The sequence below is a fragment of the Sphingomonas sp. MA1305 genome (assembly GCF_016107325.1).
GTDB lineage: Bacteria > Pseudomonadota > Alphaproteobacteria > Sphingomonadales > Sphingomonadaceae > Sphingomonas.
This window is the reverse complement of the sequence record NZ_RCVT01000002.1, coordinates 432,239-450,528: the sequence shown is the minus strand read 5'-3', so window position 1 is coordinate 450,528 and position 18,290 is coordinate 432,239. Positions and strand designations below refer to the sequence as shown.

Annotated in this window: 18 protein-coding genes; 7 read left to right on the top strand and 11 right to left on the bottom strand. The window is 68.9% G+C overall.

Features of this window, described 5'->3' with window-relative positions; translation table 11 throughout:
• Window positions 1–49: 49 nt before the first annotated feature.
• The gene (mnmE, locus tag D9601_RS10020) at window positions 50–1,336 is read right to left on the bottom strand and encodes a tRNA uridine-5-carboxymethylaminomethyl(34) synthesis GTPase MnmE (protein ID WP_198353856.1); all 1,287 of its coding nucleotides are present in this window, start codon (window positions 1,334–1,336) and stop codon (window positions 50–52) included.
• On the bottom strand, window positions 1,333–1,578 hold the full coding sequence (locus D9601_RS10015; protein ID WP_198353855.1) for a DUF6489 family protein: 246 nt from the start codon (window positions 1,576–1,578) through the stop codon (window positions 1,333–1,335). The genes mnmE and D9601_RS10015 overlap by 4 nt, the downstream gene beginning before the upstream one ends.
• A gap of 82 nt (window positions 1,579–1,660) precedes the next feature.
• Between D9601_RS10015 and D9601_RS10010 the strand changes: the two genes are divergently transcribed.
• On the top strand, window positions 1,661–2,362 hold the full coding sequence (locus D9601_RS10010) for a dienelactone hydrolase family protein (protein ID WP_198353854.1): 702 nt from the start codon (window positions 1,661–1,663) through the stop codon (window positions 2,360–2,362).
• Between the two features lie 39 nt (window positions 2,363–2,401).
• Here the strand turns inward: D9601_RS10010 and D9601_RS10005 are convergent, their stop codons facing one another.
• From D9601_RS10005 to hemE, 4 genes are all read right to left on the bottom strand, one after another.
• On the bottom strand, window positions 2,402–3,091 hold the full coding sequence (locus tag D9601_RS10005) for a TerC family protein (RefSeq protein WP_198354447.1): 690 nt from the start codon (window positions 3,089–3,091) through the stop codon (window positions 2,402–2,404).
• A gap of 205 nt (window positions 3,092–3,296) precedes the next feature.
• Complete coding sequence (gene rho, locus D9601_RS10000) at window positions 3,297–4,553, bottom strand: transcription termination factor Rho (RefSeq protein ID WP_198353853.1); 1,257 nt, start codon at window positions 4,551–4,553, stop codon at window positions 3,297–3,299.
• Window positions 4,554–4,889: 336 nt separating this feature from the next.
• Window positions 4,890–5,336, bottom strand: coding sequence for a CopD family protein (locus D9601_RS09995; RefSeq protein ID WP_198353852.1), 447 nt, complete (start codon window positions 5,334–5,336; stop codon window positions 4,890–4,892).
• A gap of 127 nt (window positions 5,337–5,463) precedes the next feature.
• The gene (gene hemE / locus D9601_RS09990; RefSeq protein ID WP_198353851.1) at window positions 5,464–6,483 is read right to left on the bottom strand and encodes a uroporphyrinogen decarboxylase; all 1,020 of its coding nucleotides are present in this window, start codon (window positions 6,481–6,483) and stop codon (window positions 5,464–5,466) included.
• Between the two features lie 197 nt (window positions 6,484–6,680).
• On the opposite strand from hemE, the gene D9601_RS09985 reads away from it, so the two are divergent.
• Entirely contained in the window at window positions 6,681–6,854 is a 174-nt protein-coding gene (locus D9601_RS09985; protein ID WP_198353850.1) for a hypothetical protein, read from the top strand.
• 100 nt (window positions 6,855–6,954) lie between these two features.
• Window positions 6,955–7,776, top strand: a complete 822-nt coding sequence (locus D9601_RS09980) for a pyruvate, water dikinase regulatory protein (RefSeq protein WP_198353849.1) — start codon at window positions 6,955–6,957, stop codon at window positions 7,774–7,776.
• A 73-nt stretch (window positions 7,777–7,849) separates the two neighbouring features.
• Here D9601_RS09980 and D9601_RS09975 read toward each other — a convergent pair whose 3' ends face one another.
• Window positions 7,850–8,011, bottom strand: coding sequence for a DUF1674 domain-containing protein (locus tag D9601_RS09975; RefSeq protein ID WP_198353848.1), 162 nt, complete (start codon window positions 8,009–8,011; stop codon window positions 7,850–7,852).
• Window positions 8,012–8,070: 59 nt separating this feature from the next.
• Here D9601_RS09975 and D9601_RS09970 point away from each other — a divergent pair, with 59 nt between their 5' ends.
• The 4 genes from D9601_RS09970 to purH all read left to right on the top strand — a co-directional run bounded on the left by D9601_RS09970 (window position 8,071) and on the right by purH (window position 13,603).
• Complete coding sequence (locus D9601_RS09970) at window positions 8,071–9,375, top strand: RsmB/NOP family class I SAM-dependent RNA methyltransferase (RefSeq protein WP_198353847.1); 1,305 nt, start codon at window positions 8,071–8,073, stop codon at window positions 9,373–9,375.
• 66 nt (window positions 9,376–9,441) lie between these two features.
• Window positions 9,442–10,098 carry a ribulose-phosphate 3-epimerase gene (rpe, locus tag D9601_RS09965; RefSeq protein WP_198353846.1) on the top strand — a complete coding sequence of 219 codons (657 nt, stop codon included), beginning with the start codon at window positions 9,442–9,444 and terminating at the stop codon, window positions 10,096–10,098.
• Window positions 10,095–11,831 carry a heparinase II/III family protein gene (locus D9601_RS09960; protein ID WP_198353845.1) on the top strand — a complete coding sequence of 579 codons (1,737 nt, stop codon included), beginning with the start codon at window positions 10,095–10,097 and terminating at the stop codon, window positions 11,829–11,831. The genes rpe and D9601_RS09960 overlap by 4 nt, the downstream gene beginning before the upstream one ends.
• Before the next feature lie 209 nt (window positions 11,832–12,040).
• Complete coding sequence (gene purH / locus D9601_RS09955; protein WP_198353844.1) at window positions 12,041–13,603, top strand: bifunctional phosphoribosylaminoimidazolecarboxamide formyltransferase/IMP cyclohydrolase; 1,563 nt, start codon at window positions 12,041–12,043, stop codon at window positions 13,601–13,603.
• A gap of 28 nt (window positions 13,604–13,631) precedes the next feature.
• On the opposite strand, the gene D9601_RS09950 is transcribed toward purH, so the two are convergent.
• The 4 genes from D9601_RS09950 to D9601_RS09935 are packed head-to-tail and all read right to left on the bottom strand — an operon-like array spanning window position 13,632 to window position 18,247.
• Window positions 13,632–14,867: an MFS transporter gene (locus tag D9601_RS09950; protein WP_198353843.1), complete on the bottom strand. Its 1,236-nt coding sequence runs from the start codon at window positions 14,865–14,867 to the stop codon at window positions 13,632–13,634.
• A complete protein-coding gene (locus D9601_RS09945; protein ID WP_198353842.1) occupies window positions 14,839–15,843 on the bottom strand; it encodes a histone deacetylase family protein in 1,005 nt (334 codons plus the stop codon). Before D9601_RS09945 ends, D9601_RS09950 begins: the two co-directional genes overlap by 29 nt.
• On the bottom strand, window positions 15,840–17,039 hold the full coding sequence (nhaA, locus tag D9601_RS09940) for a Na+/H+ antiporter NhaA (RefSeq protein WP_198353841.1): 1,200 nt from the start codon (window positions 17,037–17,039) through the stop codon (window positions 15,840–15,842). Before nhaA ends, D9601_RS09945 begins: the two co-directional genes overlap by 4 nt.
• A complete protein-coding gene (locus D9601_RS09935) occupies window positions 17,036–18,247 on the bottom strand; it encodes an MFS transporter (protein ID WP_198353840.1) in 1,212 nt (403 codons plus the stop codon). Before D9601_RS09935 ends, nhaA begins: the two co-directional genes overlap by 4 nt.
• Window positions 18,248–18,290 lie beyond the last annotated feature (43 nt).

Genomic DNA, 18,290 nt, shown 5'->3' with positions numbered 1-18,290 from the left:
GCGCCTAAGCGACGCACCGGATCACGTCAAAAGTGTTCCACGTGGAACATCACTTTCCGACGCAGAATTGACCGAATAGCGAGTCGAGCATTGCCTCCGTCGCATCGACACCGAGGATGGTGGCGAGCAACCGGCTGGCGACCCGCAACTGCTCGGCGACCAGCACCGTATCGTCTTCCGGTGTCGCCATCGCTTCGAACGCCTGTTGCAGTGCCGTCCGCTCCTGAGCCCGGAAGGAGATCGCATCGATCCGCGGTACCAAGGCTTCGGCCCGCGTATGGATGATCGACCACAATGCATTGATCGTGGCCGGTTGATCCTGCCGCACCGCAACATCACGATCGGCTGGCATTTCCACACGACCCGGTTGATCCGCCCGTGCATAAACACGGACAGCGTCGGCGCGTGGCGGGGCGTCGTCGCCCAGCCACAACAGAATGTCCGCCTGCTCGATCGCATCGCCCGCCCGCGTCACGCCGATCCGCTCTATGGGATCGACGGTCTCGGTCAGTCCCGCCGTGTCCGTTAGCCGATAGGCCAGCCCATCTCTGACCAGCGCCACCTCGATCCGATCGCGCGTTGTGCCCGCGATATCGCTGACGATCGCGACGTCGCGCTGGCTGAGCAGATTGATTAGCGTCGATTTGCCGCTGTTCGGCGGCCCGGCCAGCACCACCAACAGGCCGTCGCGCAAGCGCTCCACTGGCGGTTCGGCGATGACGGTCCGCCATTCGTCGGCGAGCGTCCTCATCCCCTCGATGACGGCTACCAATGCCGCATCATCCCCTGCGACATCGTCCTCATCGGCGAAGTCGAGCTGCGCCTCGACCCGCGCGGCGAGCGCGCTAAGTCGCGTCAGCCAGGCACGAACCTGTCGGCTGACCACCCCCTCCGCAGCCGAGATCGCCGCGACGCGCTGACGTTCGGTTTCGGCGCTCAACAGATCGGCCAAGCCGCGCGCTTCCGCCAAATCGATCCGCCCGTTACTCAGTGCGCGGCGAGTGAACTCGCCTGGCTGCGCCGGTCGTACATTCAATTGCCGGCCCAATGCCGCCAGCACTGCCGCAACCACTGCGCGCCCGCCGTGGCAGTGCAGCTCGACCAGATCCTCGCCCGTCGCACTGGCCGGTCCGGGAAAACACAAGATCAGTGCCCGATCGAGCAAGGCGCCCTTGTCATCCCGGAGCGATCGCAGCCGCGCGGTCCGCGCCGGCGGCAGGGTCCCGGCCAGTGCCGTCACGGCCGCAAAGGCTGCCGGTCCACTGACCCGGATGACCGCGATGCCGGCCGGTGGCGCACCGCTCGATAGCGCGAAGATCGTCAGGTTTGAGGTCACCCGCCCGCCTTGCGCCCTGCACCACTCGCCTGATCGAACAATTGCCGCCACATCGACAGACCCGCCTCCCCCATCGGTGCCCAGCTCTTCATCATGCCTTCGAGCAATTCCGGCTTCACCTGACCGTTCATCGTGTCGAGCAGCATCGCGACATAGCGGTCATGCAACGGCGTCAGGTCGGGCAGGCCCAAGGCACGGCGTGCCTCTTCCGGAGTCAGGTCGATGTCCACCGTCACCTTCATCGTCGTGCCTCCATCGATCCTGCTTGAGCTGCCGTCGTCGGCTCTGCATAGCCGCCCAGGACCATCCGCGCGAGAGGACCCCATGACCAAGACCATCCAGATCGAGACACTCGACCACGACGGCCATTTCCCGGCCTATGTCGCCGAGCCGGAGGGCACGCCCAAGGCCGCGATCATCGTCATTCAGGAAATCTTCGGCATCAATGCCGGCATTCGACGCAAGGCCGACACGCTGGCAGAGGCCGGCTATCTGGCGATCGCACCGGAACTGTTCTGGCGCTTCGCCCCGGGCGTCGAACTCGATCCCGACGTGCCGCACGAGATGCAGCAGGCGCTCGAACTTATGGGCAAGTTCGATCAGGATGCGGGGATCCGCGACATCGAGGCGACGATCCGCACCGCCCGCGGGCTGCTGCCCGATGGCGGCAAGGTCGGCGCGGTCGGCTATTGCCTGGGCGGCCGCCTCGCCTTCATGACCGCGGCGCGCACCGACATCGACGCCAGCGTCGGCTATTATGGCGTCGGCATCGACGGCCTGCTCGCCGAGAAGCATGCGATCGCCAAGCCGGTGCTGCTGCACGTGCCGCAGGAGGATCATTTCGTCGACAAGGATGCGCAGGCGCGTATGCACGAAGGGCTGGACGATCACCCGAAGGTGACGCTCTACGACTATCCCGGCGAGGATCACGGCTTCGCCACGGAGTTCGGTCAGCGCCGCTCCGACGCCTCGGCCAAGCAGGCGGACGAGCGCACCGCCCGCTTCTTCGCCGACCATCTTGGCTGATATAAAAAGGGGGGCCGCGGCCCCCCTTACCTTATCGGATCATCGGAACAGCGTGGTCAGTCCGACATTCGGATCGACCACGCCCTCGTAAATCATCTTGCCAGCGACGTAGACGATCACCGCCAAGCCGATATAGGCGATCCAGCGGTAGCGCTCGATATATTTGGCGATCAGATTGGCCGCGATGCCCATCAACGCCACCGACAGCAGCAGCCCGATGATCAATATGCCGGGATGCTCGCGTGCCGCGCCGGCCACCGCAAGGACGTTGTCGAGGCTCATCGACACGTCGGCGACGGCGACGGCCCAGGCGGCGCCGACGAAGCTCTTGACCGGGCGCACCCCGGCGGCTTCCGCGTCATGATCGGCCGGCTGACGCAGTTCGCGCCACATCTTCCACGCCACCCACAGCAGCAGCACGCCGCCGGCGAAGATCAGGCCGATCAGGCCGAGCAGCCAGCTGACCACCAAGGCGAAGGCGATGCGCAGCACCAGTGCCGCGATGATGCCGATCAGGATGACCTTCTTGCGCTGTTCGGCCGGAAGCCCCGCGGCAAGAGCGCCGACGACGATCGCATTGTCGCCCGCCAGCACCACGTCGATCATCAGCACCTGCACGAACGCGGCGAGCGCGGCGGGCGAGGTGATGTTGGAGAAATCGTTGACGATGTGCTGCCAGATCTCGCCGGGCGACCCCGGCCCGGCGGCCGCGGCGGCGGCGCTCAGCATGGCAATGACGGACACTGGTTCACTCCCGGTTGATGAGTGCTCCATGAACGAAGCGGCGCGCGAAAGCTATGCAGCCTCCACGCGCCGGATGTGATCGTGCCGGGCGGACGCGGGCGAAGCCCGCGTCGTCGGTCGGGTTGCCCAAGGGCACCCGCCGGCCGGGCCGGTGCGAGTCCTGCCGCAGCGTGCGGCAGGACGCAGTCGGCTATTGGTTCATGCTGTCGAAGAAATCCTCGTTGGTCTTCGAATTCTTCATCTTGTCGAGCAGGAATTCCATCGCGTCGATCGTGCCCATCTGCATCAGGATGCGGCGCAGCACCCACTGCTTGCTGAGCTTGTCCTTGTCGACCAGCAGTTCCTCCTTGCGGGTGCCGGACTTACCGACGTCGAGTGCCGGGAAGACGCGCTTGTCGGCGACCTTGCGGTCGAGGACGATTTCCGAATTGCCGGTGCCCTTGAACTCTTCGAAGATCACCTCGTCCATGCGGCTGCCGGTATCGATCAGCGCGGTGGCGATGATCGACAGCGAGCCGCCCTCCTCGATATTGCGTGCCGCACCGAAGAAGCGCTTCGGCCGCTGCAGCGCATTGGCGTCGACACCGCCGGTCAGCACCTTGCCCGACGACGGCACCACGGTGTTGTAGGCACGACCGAGGCGCGTGATCGAGTCGAGCAGGATCACCACGTCCTTCTTGTGCTCGACGAGGCGCTTGGCCTTTTCGATCACCATTTCGGCGACCTGGACGTGACGCTGCGCGGGCTCGTCGAAGGTCGAGGAAACGACCTCGCCCTTCACGCTGCGCTGCATGTCGGTGACTTCCTCGGGCCGCTCGTCGATCAGCAGCACGAGCAGGAACACCTCGGGATGATTGTCGGTAATCGCCTTGGCGATGTTCTGCAGCATCACCGTCTTGCCGACGCGCGGCGGCGCGACGATCAGCGTGCGCTGGCCCTTGCCCTGCGGCGAGACGATGTCGATGACGCGCGCCGACTTGTCCTTCTGCGTCGGATCGGCAGGATCTAGCGTCAGCTTCTTTTCGGGATAGAGCGGCGTCAGATTGTCGAAATTGACGCGGTGGCGGACGGCGTCCGGATCGTCGAAATTGACGCTGGTCAGCCGGGTGATGGCGAAATAGCGCTCGCCGTCCTTCGGCGCGCGGATTTCGCCCTCGACCGTATCACCAGTGCGCAGACCCCATTTGCGGACCTGATTGGGCGAGACATAGATGTCGTCGGGACCGGCGAGGTAGTTCGCCTCGGGCGAGCGCAGGAAGCCGAAGCCGTCGGGCAGTACTTCGATCGTGCCGAGGCCCATGATCTGGTCGCCATTCTCGGCCTGGACCTTGAGGATCGCGAACAGCAGATCCTGTTTGCGCAGGGTGGAGGCGCTCTCGACCCCCAATTCCTCGGCCATGCTGACCAGCTCGGCGGGGGTCTTTTTCTTCAAATCTTTGAGATGCATGGAAAATTTTCCGGATGCGTAGGCAGGGGGAGAGAAGCTTGGCGAGGGCGATGGAACCGCGAAAACGTGCCGAAGCTTGAGGGGAGACCGCATCGCCACGGCAGGACGCCGTGTGATGCGTGATTTACGAGGTAAGAGCGTCCGGCGAGTGCGTCAAGCGCCGTCGTGACGGCTTAGCTACGTCATTGATGAACGAGCAGAAGTCGATGAGTCTTGACAGAAGTGACGCCTGAATGCGCTAGAGACCGCTCTCCTTTTGTAATAAAATTCCAACGATGAGAAAGACCTTGTCGCGTGTGATCGTAGCGACGCCCCTCGTTGTAGGACAGCGCAAAATCAGAATGGCTTCACGAAGGCGAGCGCGACGATCACGATGGCGAGCAGCGCCGGCACTTCGTTGAGCATGCGCAGCGTCCTGCCGCTCAGCCGCATCTCGCCCCTGGCCAGGCGCCGGGCATAGCCGACCGCCCAGCCATGATAGCCGGAGAGCAGGATCACCAGCAGCAGCTTGGCATGCAACCAGCCGCCGCCCCAATGCTGGCCGACGGTGGCGAGGGTCAGGCCGAGTACCCAGACCGCGATCATCGCCGGTGTCAGGATGATCCGCCGCAACTTGCCCTCGCGGTCCACCCACAGGCCCGCCTCATCGGCATGACCGGCGACCAGCGCCTCCTGGTGATAGACGAGGTAGCGCGGCAGCATGAACATGCCCGCCATCCAGAAGATCACGACGATGACATGCGCGGCGACGAGCCAGAGGTAATGCGCCTGTAGCCAGTCCATTGATCATGTTCCCTGATCGTCATGCCGGACCCGTTCCGGCATCCACGCCTCCGCGCACGCGGCGGGCCCGGTGTATGCGGTGCGGTGGATGCCGGAACAAGTCCGGCATGACGATGGGGCGGGACGTTCAGGCCCCCCTCACCCGCGCGAGCAGCTGCTCGACATGGGCGATCGGCGTGTGCTGGCCGATGCCGTGGCCCAGATTGAAGACGTGCGGACGGTCCGGAAAGGCGGCCAGAACGCGATCGATCCCGTCGTCCAAGGCCGCGCCGCCGGCAAACAGCGCCAGCGGATCGAGATTGCCCTGTACCGGCATGCCCTCCGGCAACACCGCATCGGCCCAGGCGGGATCGACCGTCTCGTCCAGTCCGATCGCATCCACCCCCGTCTCGCGGGCATAGGCCGGCAGCTTGCCGCCGATCCCCTTGGGAAAGCCGATGATGCAGGCGCCGGGGCAGCGGGCGCGCAGACCGGCGACGATCGCGGCATTGGGCGCGATCACCCAGCGTTCGAACTGCGCCGGGCTCAAGCTGCCCGCCCAGCTGTCGAACAGCTGCACCGCCTCCACCCCGGCCTCGATCTGCCGGGCGAGATAGTCGATCGTGGTCGCGACGATCGCATCGATGATCGCGCCGAATGCGGCCGGATCGCGATAGGCGAAGGCACGCGTCTCGCTCTGGTCCTTCGAACCCTGGCCCGCCACCATATAGGTCGCGACCGTCCACGGCGAGCCGGCGAAGCCCAGGAAGGTGGTCGTCGGCGGCAATGCGGCCGCGACGCGTGCGACGGTGGCATAGACCGGGTCGAGCCGCGCCGGCGTGCGCACCAGGGCATCGACGGCATGGTCGACCAGCGGCGGCATCAGCCGCGGTCCCTCCCCCGGGCCGAACGTCAGATCCTGGCCGAGCGCCCAGGGCACCATGAGGATGTCGGAAAAGAGGATGGCGCCGTCGAAGCCGAAACGGCGGATCGGCTGCACCGTCACCTCGGCCGCTGCGACGGGATCGGTGGCGAGCGCGAGGAAGCCGCCCTTCTCCGCCCGCAGCGCACGATATTCGGGCAGATACCGGCCCGCCTGACGCATCAGCCAGATCGGCGGCACGGGCTGTCGAACGCCCTTCAGCGCCGCCAGCAGCGGCTTGTTCACAACGTCGGTCAGGGCTTTCTTCCTATATAAGAAGATTCAAAGAAAGGATGATGAAGTGGTTGGCACGTGGGTAACGGGATAAGCCGTTTCGTCCCGTAATCACCCACAGCTTGACCGGCAAGGATCGCGGATTCCCGTGCGATTCGGATCGGCCGACCCCGCTTTCCACAGGCTGTGGATAATTCCATGCCTTGTGGATGCGGGTGTGGATGGAATGCGCGTTGTCCACGGGGCGAGCGGCGCTTGGCGGGGTCGGCGAGTTGCCCTATCCGTTCTCCCCATGTTGTCCACAGATCGGTGCCGGTCCGGCGATCGGCATCGCCATCCTATCGCCCGTCATTCCCGCGCAGGCGGGAATCCAGACACGCTGACGGTCGGGAAAGAAGCGCGACGGCCGCGCGTCTGGATCCCCGCCTGCGCGGGAATGACGAAGGTGGCGGAGCGCTGCCCACCTTTCGAGGCACTGCACCGATGATGCGCCTCCACCTCCACCTGCTGTCGGACTCCACCGGCGAGACGCTGGAGAACATCGCCAAGGCCGCGCTCGCCCAATATGACGACGTCGAGACCGTGCGGCATTTCTGGCCGATGGTGCGGACCGAGGCGCATCTCGAGCGCATCCTGCAGGAGATCGCCCAGAACCCCGGGCTGGTCATCTACACGTTGGTCAACCCGATGACGCGCCGCAACCTGGAGCAGCGTTGCCTGGCGCTCGGCCTGCCGGCGGTGGCGCCGCTCGATCCGGTCAATGATGCCTTGTCCGGGCTGCTCGGCCAGCAGGCCAAGGCACGGCCCGGTCGCCAGCACGCGCTCGACGCCGCCTATTTCGCGCGCGTCGATGCGATCCAATGGACGATCGCGCACGACGACGGCATCGCGCACGAGGATTGGGAAGAGGCGGACATCGTCCTCGCCGGCGTATCGCGATCGTCGAAGACGCCGACGTCGATCTATCTCGCCAACCGCGGCTGGAAGACCGCCAATATTCCGATCGTCGTCGAAAGCCCGCCGCCGCCGCTGCTGTTCGCGTTGCAGCGGCCGCTGGTGGTCGGGCTGACGACCAGCGCCGACCGGCTCATCCAGATCCGCCGCAACCGGCTGCTGTCGCTCAACCAGCAGCCCGACACACCATATGTCGAGGAACAGGCGGTGACGCGCGAGATCGCCTATGCGCGCCGGCTGTTCGCCAACAACGGCTGGCCGGTGATCGACGTGACCCGTCGTTCGATCGAGGAGACGGCGGCGGCGATCATCGCACTGGCGAACGAGCGACGATCGGCAAAACCGGCCTGAACGTCTTTCGGCACGGCCGGCAGCCGCACGGAGCGCTGGCGGACAGGGTCCGCCCCCCGCAGCGCGGAGCGCCTCAAAAATCGATGGCGATGCCCTTGAGCTCCCAATCGCCGTAGCGCGTCGGGTCCTGCCCCAGCGGATCGCTCTCCGGCCGCTTCGACGCTTCCGGCTTGGGGAGCGGCGGGCTTTTCGACAGATAGGCGGGCGGCTTCACATGCGCGGGGCGTTGGCCCATCGGGCGTCTCCGGTCTAAGGGCAGAGCCTTACATCGGTATTTCGATCAGGAACGCAAGTTTGGCGCGACCCGCATCTCCCAAGGCCCCGACCCACGGCAAGACCGCCGAACCGCTCGGCACCGCGACCCGACGCGCCGCGCTGCGGCTGCTCGATGCGGTGCTCCGCCGCGGCGAGCCGCTGGAATCGGCCTTGGTCAGCGCGACGCGGCACGTCTACGGACCCGATCGCGGCCTTGCCCATGCCATCGCGGCGGAGGTGCTGCGGCGGCTGCCCGATCTCGACGCGCTGATCGACAGCGTCACCGAACGTCCGCTGCCCGACGATGCCAAGGCGCGGATGGCGCTGCGTATCGCGCTGGTCCAAGCGCTGGTGCTCGGCACGCCGCAGCATGCCGCGATCGCCACGGCGCTGCCGCTGGTCGACGGCGGCCCGCGCAAATTGGTCCATGGCGTGTTCGGGGCGATCATGCGTTCGGGCGTGTTGCTGCCCGAGCGGCCGGCGTTGCCCTCCCCGGTCGAGGCGCGCTGGCAGCAGGCCTGGGGCGACGCGATGGTCGAGGGTGCGGAGGCGGCGATCGCCGCGCCGCCGCCGCTCGACCTGACGCTCGCCGATCCGGCGGAGACGGCGCATTGGGCGGAGACGCTCGGCGGCGTCAGCCTGATGCCCGGCCATGTCCGGCTGATCGATCCCGCGCCGGTCGCCGATCTCCCCGGCTATGCCGAGGGGCGCTGGTGGGTGCAGGACATCGCCGCGTCGCTGCCCGCCCGGCTGCTCGCCGCGCGCGGGGGGGCACGGGCCGTCGATCTCTGCGCCGCTCCCGGCGGCAAGACGTTGCAGCTCGCCGCCGCCGGGATGCAGGTCGCGGCGGTCGACGTCTCGCCGGCACGGATCAAGCGGCTGCGCGAGAACCTCTTCCGCACCCGGCTGAAGGCGGAGGTGATCGCCGGCGATGTGCTGCTCTGGGCGCCGGAGGCGCCGGTCGACGCCGTGCTGATCGACGCGCCGTGCAGCGCGACCGGCATCTTCCGCCGCCATCCCGACGTACTGTATCGCGCCCATGACCGGGTGATCGCGGAGATGGCGCAATTGCAGACGCGCATCTTCGCGCGTGCGGCGGATTGGGTGAAGCCGGGCGGCCATCTCGTCTATGCGACGTGCAGCCTGGAACGCGCGGAGGGCGAGGACCAGCTTGCCGCCTTCCTCGCCAAGCGGCCGGATTATGCGATCGACCCACCTGAGGCGTCTTCGCTGCCCGACGGCGTGCCGGTGGCGGAAGGCGGCTATGTCCGCACCCTGCCGGGGATGCTGGCCGACCGGGGCGGCTGCGACGGATTCTTCATCGCGCGGTTGCGGCGGATCTGATTGCCCGCCCGCCCGCGCTAGGGGAGTAACGGTTGTAATCGCCACCCCGACGATTAGAGAACACCCATGCAGCCGGTTCGCATCGCCCCATCGATCCTTTCCGCCGACTTCGCCAAATTGGGGGAGGAGGTCCGTGCGATCGATGCGGCGGGGGCCGACTGGATCCATATCGACGTCATGGACGGGCATTTCGTCCCCAACATCACGATCGGTCCGGCGGTGGTGAAGGCGCTGCGCCCGCATACCGACAAGCCGTTCGACGTCCATCTGATGATCTCGCCGGTCGACACCTATCTCGACGCCTTTGCCGAAGCGGGCGCCGACACGCTGACCGTCCATCCGGAGGCGGGGCCGCACGTCCACCGCAGCGTCCAGCACATCAAGTCGCTGGGCAAGCGCGCCGGCGTCGTGTTGAACCCGGCAACCCCGGCCAAGATGCTCGACTATCTGATCGACATGGTCGACCTCGTGCTGGTGATGAGCGTCAATCCCGGCTTCGGCGGGCAGAGCTTCATCGACAGCCAGCTCAAGAAGATCGCCGCGATCCGCAAGATGATCGACGCCACCGGCCGCGCCATCGACCTGGAGGTCGACGGCGGCGTCGACGCCGGCCATGCGCGCCGGTGCGTCGAGGCGGGGGCCGACGCGCTGGTCGCGGGCACCGCGGTGTTCCGTGGCGGCCCCGACGCTTATGCCGCCAATATCGCGGCCCTGCGGGGATGATCGACGACCTGCCGCCCAATCTCGCCCCGGATGGTATCGAGGAAGGCCGGCGGCTGATGCGCGTCGGCGGCGACCGCGGGCTGAGCCTGGCGGAGCGGCTGAGCGAACGGTTCCACCGCCTGACCTGGCGGACGCCGATCCATAGCATGCGGTTGAAGGGGCGCTATCCGCTCAAGCTGATCGCGGTGCCCGACGACCCGCTGATCGGTGACGCCCGGCGCGGCCAGGCGCTGCTGCGCGGCGAGATCGCCTTTCGCGGCGAAGCGCATCCGATCGAAGGGCTCGATTTCCGCAGCCGCGACTGGACACGGCCGTTCGCCGACCACGTCCATGGCTTCGGCTGGCTGCGCGACCTGTCGACGGTGGCGACGCGGGCGCAGGGCGCCCCGATCGCCGAATATCTGATGGCGCGCTGGCTGGCCGACTATGCCGACAAGGTCGATGCGCTCGCCTGGCGGCCGGACCTGTGGGGGCGGCGCATCCTGGCGTGGACCGCGCATGCGCCGCTGATCCTGTCGTCGACCGATCTGGTCTACCGGTCGAGCGTGCTCAACACGCTGGCCCGCGGCAGCCGGCATCTCGATCGCGGGGCGGACAAGGCCGCACCCGGCGCGCCGCGCATCGCCGCCTGGTGTGGGGTGGTCACGGCGGGGCTGCTGATCCCCGGCGGCGAGCCGCGCAAGGACTTCGGCGAGGCGGGACTGGCGCGCGCGTTGCAGACCGGTCTGACCGACGATGGCGGCTCGGTTTCGCGCAGCCCGGCGATGCTGCTCGACACGATCCAGCTGATCACCATGCTGCGCGAAGTCTATGCGGCGCGGCGCGAGGAACTGTTCGCGCCGGCGCAGGAGGCGCTGGGGCGGATGGTCGCGGCGCTGCTCGGCGTCATGCACCCCGATCGCGCCTGTTCGAGCTGGCAGGGCAGCGGCCCTGGTATGGCCGATCAGATCGCCGCGGTGATCGAGGCGAGCGGCGTGCGTACCCGTCCGCTGCGCCAGGCGCGCGACTGGGGCTATCAGCGGTTGGCGGCGGGGACGGCGGTGCTGATCGTCGATGCCGCGCCGCCGCCGGTGGCCAAGCTGGTCGAGGGCGGCTGTGCCTCCACCCTCGCCTTCGAATTCTCCGACGGGCCGGCGCGGATCGTCGTCAATTGCGGTGGCGCGCGCGCCGCGCTGGCCGCCTTGCCACAGAGCCTCGCCGAAGGGTTGCGCACCACCGCGGCGCATTCGACGCTGACCGTCGGCGATTCCAACTCCACCGCGATCCATCCCGACGGCACGGTGGGCCGCGGCGTCGTCGAGGTCGAGCTGAGCCGGCAGGAATCCGACGCCGCGAGCCGGATCGAGGCGAGCCACGACGGCTATGTCCGCCGCTGGGGCTTCGTCCACCGGCGCCAGCTGATGCTGACCGGCGACGGGCGCGAGCTGCGCGGCGAGGATGCGCTGCTGCCGCAGGGTCGCAAGCGGCGCAGCGGCAGCACCGGCTTCGCGATCCGCTTCCACCTCGGCGTCGGGGTCGAGGCGTCGGCGACCGCAGACGGGCTGGCGGCGATCCTCCGCCTGCCGGGCGGCGCGCTGTGGCAGTTCCGCTGCCGCGGCGGCGCGCTGGCGATCGAAGAGTCGCTGTGGATCGACGGCGAGGGTCGCCCGGTCGCGACGCAGCAACTGGTCGTCACCGGCGAGGCGCCGGCCGGCGGTGCCAATGTCAGCTGGGCGCTGAAGCGCGCGATCTGATTCAAGCAGCATGACGTCATCCCCGCGCAGGCGGGGATCCAGATACATTGACGCTGCGGATCGAGCCGTGAGGCCAGCCAGTCTGGATCCCCGCCTGCGCGGGGATGACGGTAGTGTGATGAGGGACCGCCTTCGCAACTCGGACCTGTTCCCGCACGCCATCCGCCGCTAGGGAACGCGCGCGCGATTACCCTTCCCGAAGGACCCCCATGACGACGATTCCCATCCGCCGTGCCCTGTTGTCCGTCTCCGACAAGACCGGCGTCGTCGATCTTGCGCGCGATCTCGCCGCGAAGGGCGTCGAACTCGTCTCGACCGGCGGCACCGCCAAGGCCTTGCGCGAGGCGGGGCTGACCGTTCGCGACGTCAGCGACCTCACCGGCTTTCCCGAGATGATGGACGGCCGCGTCAAGACGCTGCACCCGATGGTGCACGGCGGGCTGCTCGCGGTGCGCGACGATGCTGACCATGCCGCGGCGATGCAGGAGCACGGCATCGGCGCGATCGACCTCGTCGTCGTCAACCTCTATCCGTTCGAGGCGACTGTCGCGCGCGGCGCCGATCGCGATACGGTGATCGAGAATATCGACATCGGCGGTCCGTCGATGGTCCGCTCCGCCGCCAAGAACCACGCCTATGTCGCGATCGTCACCGATCCCGCCGATTACGCGAGCCTCGCCAGCGGCGAGACGACGCTCGACCAGCGCCGTGGCTTCGCCGCCAAGGCCTTCGCCGCCACCGCCGCCTATGACGGCGCGATCGCGCGCTGGTTCGGCACGGTCGACCAGGGCGAGGTCTTCCCGCGGGTGCTGCCGCTGACGCTGACGCGTGCCGCCGCCCTGCGCTACGGCGAGAACCCACACCAGTCCGCCGCCTTCTACACCGCCAATGACGGCGTGCGCGGCATCGGCCAGGCGCGGCAGGTGCAGGGCAAGGAGCTTTCTTACAACAACCTCAACGACGCCGACGCCGCGCTCGAACTGGTCGCCGAATTCCGCGACGCCGCGCCGACCTGCGTCATCGTCAAGCACGCCAATCCCTGTGGCGTCGCCACCGCCGACACCCTGGAAGCCGCCTATGCGGAGGCCTTCGCCTGCGATACCGTGTCGGCGTTCGGCGGCATCATCGCGGTCAACCGCCCGCTCGACGGCGCGACCGCGCGGGCGATCGCCGGCATCTTCACCGAAGTCGTCGTCGCCCCCGATGCCGACGAGGAGGCGCTCGCCGCCTTCGCGGCCAAGAAGAACCTCCGCCTGCTGCTCACCGGCGAGTTGCCCGATCCGCATCGCGCCGGGCTGTTCGCCAAGGCGATCGCCGGCGGCTGGCTGGTGCAGGATCGCGACGCGGGCGTGCCGGGCGATCTCAAGGTCGTCACCAAGCGCCAGCCGACCGCGCAGGAACTCGCCGATTGCCGCTTCGCCTGGACGGTGGCCAAGCACGTCAAGTCGAATGCGATCGTCTATGCCAAGGACGGCGCGACCGCCGGCGTCGGCGCGGGCCAGATGAACCGGCTCGAATCGGCGCGGATCGCGGCGTGGAAGGCAAAGGACGCCGCCGACAAGGCCGGCTGGACGAGCCCTCGGACGATCGGTTCGGCGGTGGCGTCGGACGCCTTCTTCCCCTTCGCCGACGGGCTGCTCGCCGCGGTCGAGGCGGGGGCGACGGCGGTGATCCAGCCGGGCGGATCGATCCGCGACGAGGAGGTGATCGCCGCGGCGGACGCCGCCGGTCTGGCGATGGTCTTCACCGGCATGCGTCACTTCCGCCACTGATCGGGAGCGCCCCGCTGGCGGCACGGGCTCAGGCCTCGGCCGCCGTCACCGGGGTGAGCTCCGGATCGGGCAGCGGCGGGACGCGGGCAAGCCAGGCGGCGCCGGCCAGCGCCAGCGCCGCCAGCGCGGCGCAGAAGAGAGTGACGCTCGGCCAGCTGCCGCGGCTCCAGGCGATGCCGCCGGCGGAGCCGAGCACGCTCGAGCCGAGATAATAGAAGAACAGGTACAGCGCCGCCGCCTGGCCACGATTGGTCCGCGCCCGGCGCCCGACCCAGGCGCTGGCGATCGAATGCGCGCCGAAGAAGCCGATCGTGACCAGGGCGATGCCGCCGATCACCAGCGCGAGCGGCCGCGCCGCACCGATACCGAGTCCGGCGATCAGCACCAGCACGGGCAGCCAGAAGATGCGGTGGCGGCCGATCCGTCCGGCCAGCCCGCCGAACCAGGCCGAACTTGCCGAGCCGAGGATGTAGAGCAGGAACACCGCGCCGACCGCCGCCTGGCTGAGCCCGTAAGGCGGCGCGAGCAGGCGGAAGCCGGCATAATTGTAGACGGTGACGAAGATGCCCATCAGCACGAAGGCCTCGCCATAGAGCACCGGCAGCGCGCGATCGCGGAGCAAGGCGGCGAGCCCGCCGGCGGTGCGCGCGCCGGGAACGAAGCCGCGCGACGCGGGGGCGAGGCGGCGGAACGCCTCCGCCATGACCAGCCCGGCGACGCCGACGGTGGCGAGCGCCCAATGCCAGCCGGCGCGATCGGCGACCAGGCTGGCGACGAGCCGGCCGCCCATGCCGCCGATCGCGCTGCCGGCGATATACAGGCCCATCGCCGCGCCGACCGAATCGGCGTGCACTTCCTCCGACACATAGGCCATCGCCACCGCGGGCACGCCGGCAAGCGCGACGCCGGTGAGCAGCCGCAGGGTCAGCAGCCCGCCCCAGCCCGGCACGATCGCCGCGGCGAGGGTCAGCGCGCCGGCGGCGAACATCGCCGCCACCATCATCGGCCGTCGCCCGATCCGGTCGCTGAGCATGCCCGCGCCCAATATGCCGATCGCCAGCGGCCCGGTCGCCAGCGACACGGCGAGCGACGCCCCCTCTGCACTCAGTCGGAAATCGCGCGCGAACAGCGGCAGCAGCGGCTGCACCGCATAGAGCAACGAGAAGGTCGAAAAGCCGGCGAACAGCATCGCCAGCGTCAGCCGGCGATAGGCCGCGCTGCCCTGGCGGTGGAGGTCAGAAACCGGAAAGGAAGCCGGCGACATTGTCGCCGAGCGCGTCGACGGCATAACCGCCCTCCATGATGATCGCCGTCGGCCAGCCGAACGCGGCGATGTCCGCGGCGATCCGGCGATAATCCGGCGTGGCGACGCGGAAGGCGGAGATCGGATCGCCTTCCCAGGTATCAGCACCGAAGCTGACGACCAGCAGGCCGGGGTCGAAGCGCGCGATCCTGGCGAGTGCCTCGCCCTGCGCACGCCGGAAGTCGTCGCCGTCGGTGCCGCGCGGCAACGGCCGGTTGAACGTCGTCCCCTGCCCTGCCCCCTCGCCCGTCTCGTCGGCATGGCCCCAGTAGAAGGGGAAATCCGTCGCCGGATCGGCGTGCAGCGAGGCGTAGAAGACGTCGCCGCGATCCCAGAAGATTTCCTGCGTGCCGTTGCCATGGTGATAGTCGATATCGAGGATCGCGACGCGCGCCACGCCCGCGTCGCGCGCCGCCTGCGCCGCGACCGCGGCATGGTTGAGGTAGCAATAGCCGCCGCAATAATCCGCGCCGGCATGGTGGCCGGGCGGGCGGCAGAGCGCGAAGGCGCTCCCCTCCCCCGCCAGCACCGTCCGCGTCGCCGCGATCGCCGCCTGGCTGCTCCAATAGGATGCGGTCCATGCCTCCGCGGTGATCGGCGTCACCGTATCCATCGCATGCGCGCCGAGCAGCGCGTCGACCCGCATCAGCTTCAGTGGCCGGCGACGCGCCACCGGGAAGGCATAGGGGATCGCCTCCCCCGGCCGCCCCGCCTCGCGCCAGAGCTGCGGCACCTGCTGCAGCATCGCGCAATAGCCGGGCGGATGGACGGCGTGGATCGGCGCCATGCCCGCGTCCGTCGGCCGTTCCGTCGGACCGACCGCGGCGAGGATATGGGCGATGCGCCCGGCGACCTCCGCATGCGGGGCCAGCGCGCCATTGTGGAATTCGTGAACCGGCGCATGGGTCGCCTGGTCCGGATGGTAGAAGATTCTCATGCCATGCGCCTACCTGCCCGTGCCAATATCGCCAGCCCCGTGATCCCCGACAGCAGCGACCCGGCCAGCACGCCGATCTTGACCCGGTCGAGCAGCGCCGGGTCGGCGAAGGCGAGGCCGCCGATGAACAGGCTCATGGTGAAGCCGATCCCGGCGACCAGCGCCATGCCATAGAGCTGACGCCATGACACGCCATGCGGCCGGCGTGCGATGCCGAGCCGGTCGGCGGCCCACAGGCTGGCGAAGATCCCGGCCTGCTTGCCGAGGAACAGGCCGAGCGCGATGCCGAGCACCAGCGGTTCGGCGAGCGTCGCGAAACTGACCCCCGCCAGCGACACGCCGGCATTGGCGAAGCCGAACAGCGGCACGATCACGAAGGCGACCCAAGGCGCGAGGCCGTGTTCCAGCCGGTGCAGCGGCGAGTCGTGGTGCTCGGGTGCGCCCGGCGAGGGCTTCAGCGGGATCAGCGCGGCGGTGGCGACGCCGGCGATCGTCGCATGGATGCCGGAGACGAGGATCGCCAGCCACAGTGCGGCAAAGCCCAGCAGATAGGGCCACAGGCGCATGACGCTTCGCCGGTTGAGCACGTACAGCCCGGCGAGCAGCAGCGCCGCGATCGCCAGCGCCACGACGTGGATCTGTTCGGTATAGGCGACCGCGATGATCGCCACCGCGCCCATGTCGTCGACGATCGCGATCGTCGCCAGCAGCAGCTTGAGCTGCGGCGGCACGCGCTTGCCGAGCAGGGCGAGCACGCCGATCGCGAAGGCGATGTCGGTCGCGGCGGGGATCGCCCATCCCGGCTGCAAGGCGCGCGCGCTGCCGGCCACCGCGAGGAAGACCAGGGCGGGCACCACCATGCCCGCGCTCGCGGCGACGAACGGCAGGCGGCGATCGTCGGGGCTGGCGAGGCGGCCGTCGACCAGCTCGCGCTTGATCTCCAGCCCGACGAGCAGGAAGAACAGGGCCATCAGGCCGTCGTTGATCCACAGATGCACCGTCATCGGCCCGAGTTCCGGCGACAGCACGGGACCGGTCTCGAGGTGCAACAGCGCATCATAGGCGCCGGCGGTGGCGGCGGTGTTGGCGGCGACCAGTGCGACCAGCGCCGCGGCGATCAGCACGATGCCGCCCGCCGCCTCGCTGGACAGGAAGGTGCGCAGCGCCGATCGCGCGCGTCGGGGCAGCAGGCTCATGCCCGCTGGCCTAACCCCTCCCGCTCGCCGCGCAAGCGCAACCCACCAGCCTGCGCCAGCGACAGCGCCCAGAGCAGCAATCCGCCGAGCGCGAGGCTGCTGCCGACCCAGCCGGTCGCGGTCCAGCCATAGCCGGCGGCGATGGCCAGGCCGCCAAGCCAGGGGCCAAGCGCATTGGCGACGTTGAACGCGCTGTGGTTGAGCGCGGCGGCGAGGCCCTGCGCATCGCCGGCGACATCCATCAGCCGCGTCTGCAACACGGTGGCGAGCGCCCCGCCGAAGCCGATCGCGAGCACGTCGACGATGACGAAGGTCAGATGGTGCGCGGCGACCGGGAACAGCGCCAGCCACGCCGCCGACCAGACCAGCAACACGCCCGCGGTCGGCATCAGCGCGCGATCGGCGAAGCGCGGCACGACCAGATTGCCGAGCGTCATGCCGACCCCGAAGGCGGCAAGGACCAGCGGCACGGTGCTGCGCGGCACGCCGGTCACCGCGACCAACGTCGCGGCGAGATAGGTGTAGACCGCGAACAGGCCGCCGAAGCCGATCGCTCCGGTGGCGAGCGTCAGCCAGACCTGCGGCCGGCGCAGCGCACCGAGTTCGCGCAAGGCGCTGGCGTCGGCGGCGGCGCGGTCGCGCGGCGCCAGCGTGCCGACCAGGGCGGCGGTGAACAGGGCGAGGCCGGCGACGATCGCGAACACCCAGCGCCAGCTCGCGATCTGGCCGAGCCAGGTCGCCAGCGGCACGCCGACGATGGTGGCGACGGTCAGCCCCAGCATGATCCGCCCGACCGCCTGCGTCCGTCGCGCCGGCGGCACCAGCGAGGCGGCGACCAGCGAGGCGATGCCGAAATAGGCGCCGTGCGGCAGGCCGGCGAGAAAGCGGAAGGCCAGCATCCAGCCATAGGTCGGCGCCAGCGCCGACAGGCCGTTGCCGATCGCGAACAGCGTCATCAGCGCGACCAGCAGCCACCGCCGCGGCAGCTTGGCGGACAGCACGGCGATGGTCGGCGCCCCGACCACCACGCCGAGCGCATAGGCACTGATCACGTGGCCGGCGGTCGGCGCATCGACGCCCAGCCCGCGGGCGAGGTCGGGTTCGAGGCTCATTGCCGCGAATTCGGTGGTGCCGATCGCGAACCCCCCGACCGCCAGCGCGAGGTGGACGATGCCGGGATGCGCGGCGGCGGTCTGGCGGAATGTCATGAACGCTGTCCTAGCTGCCGATGCTGCATCGCAGCAAGGTCGG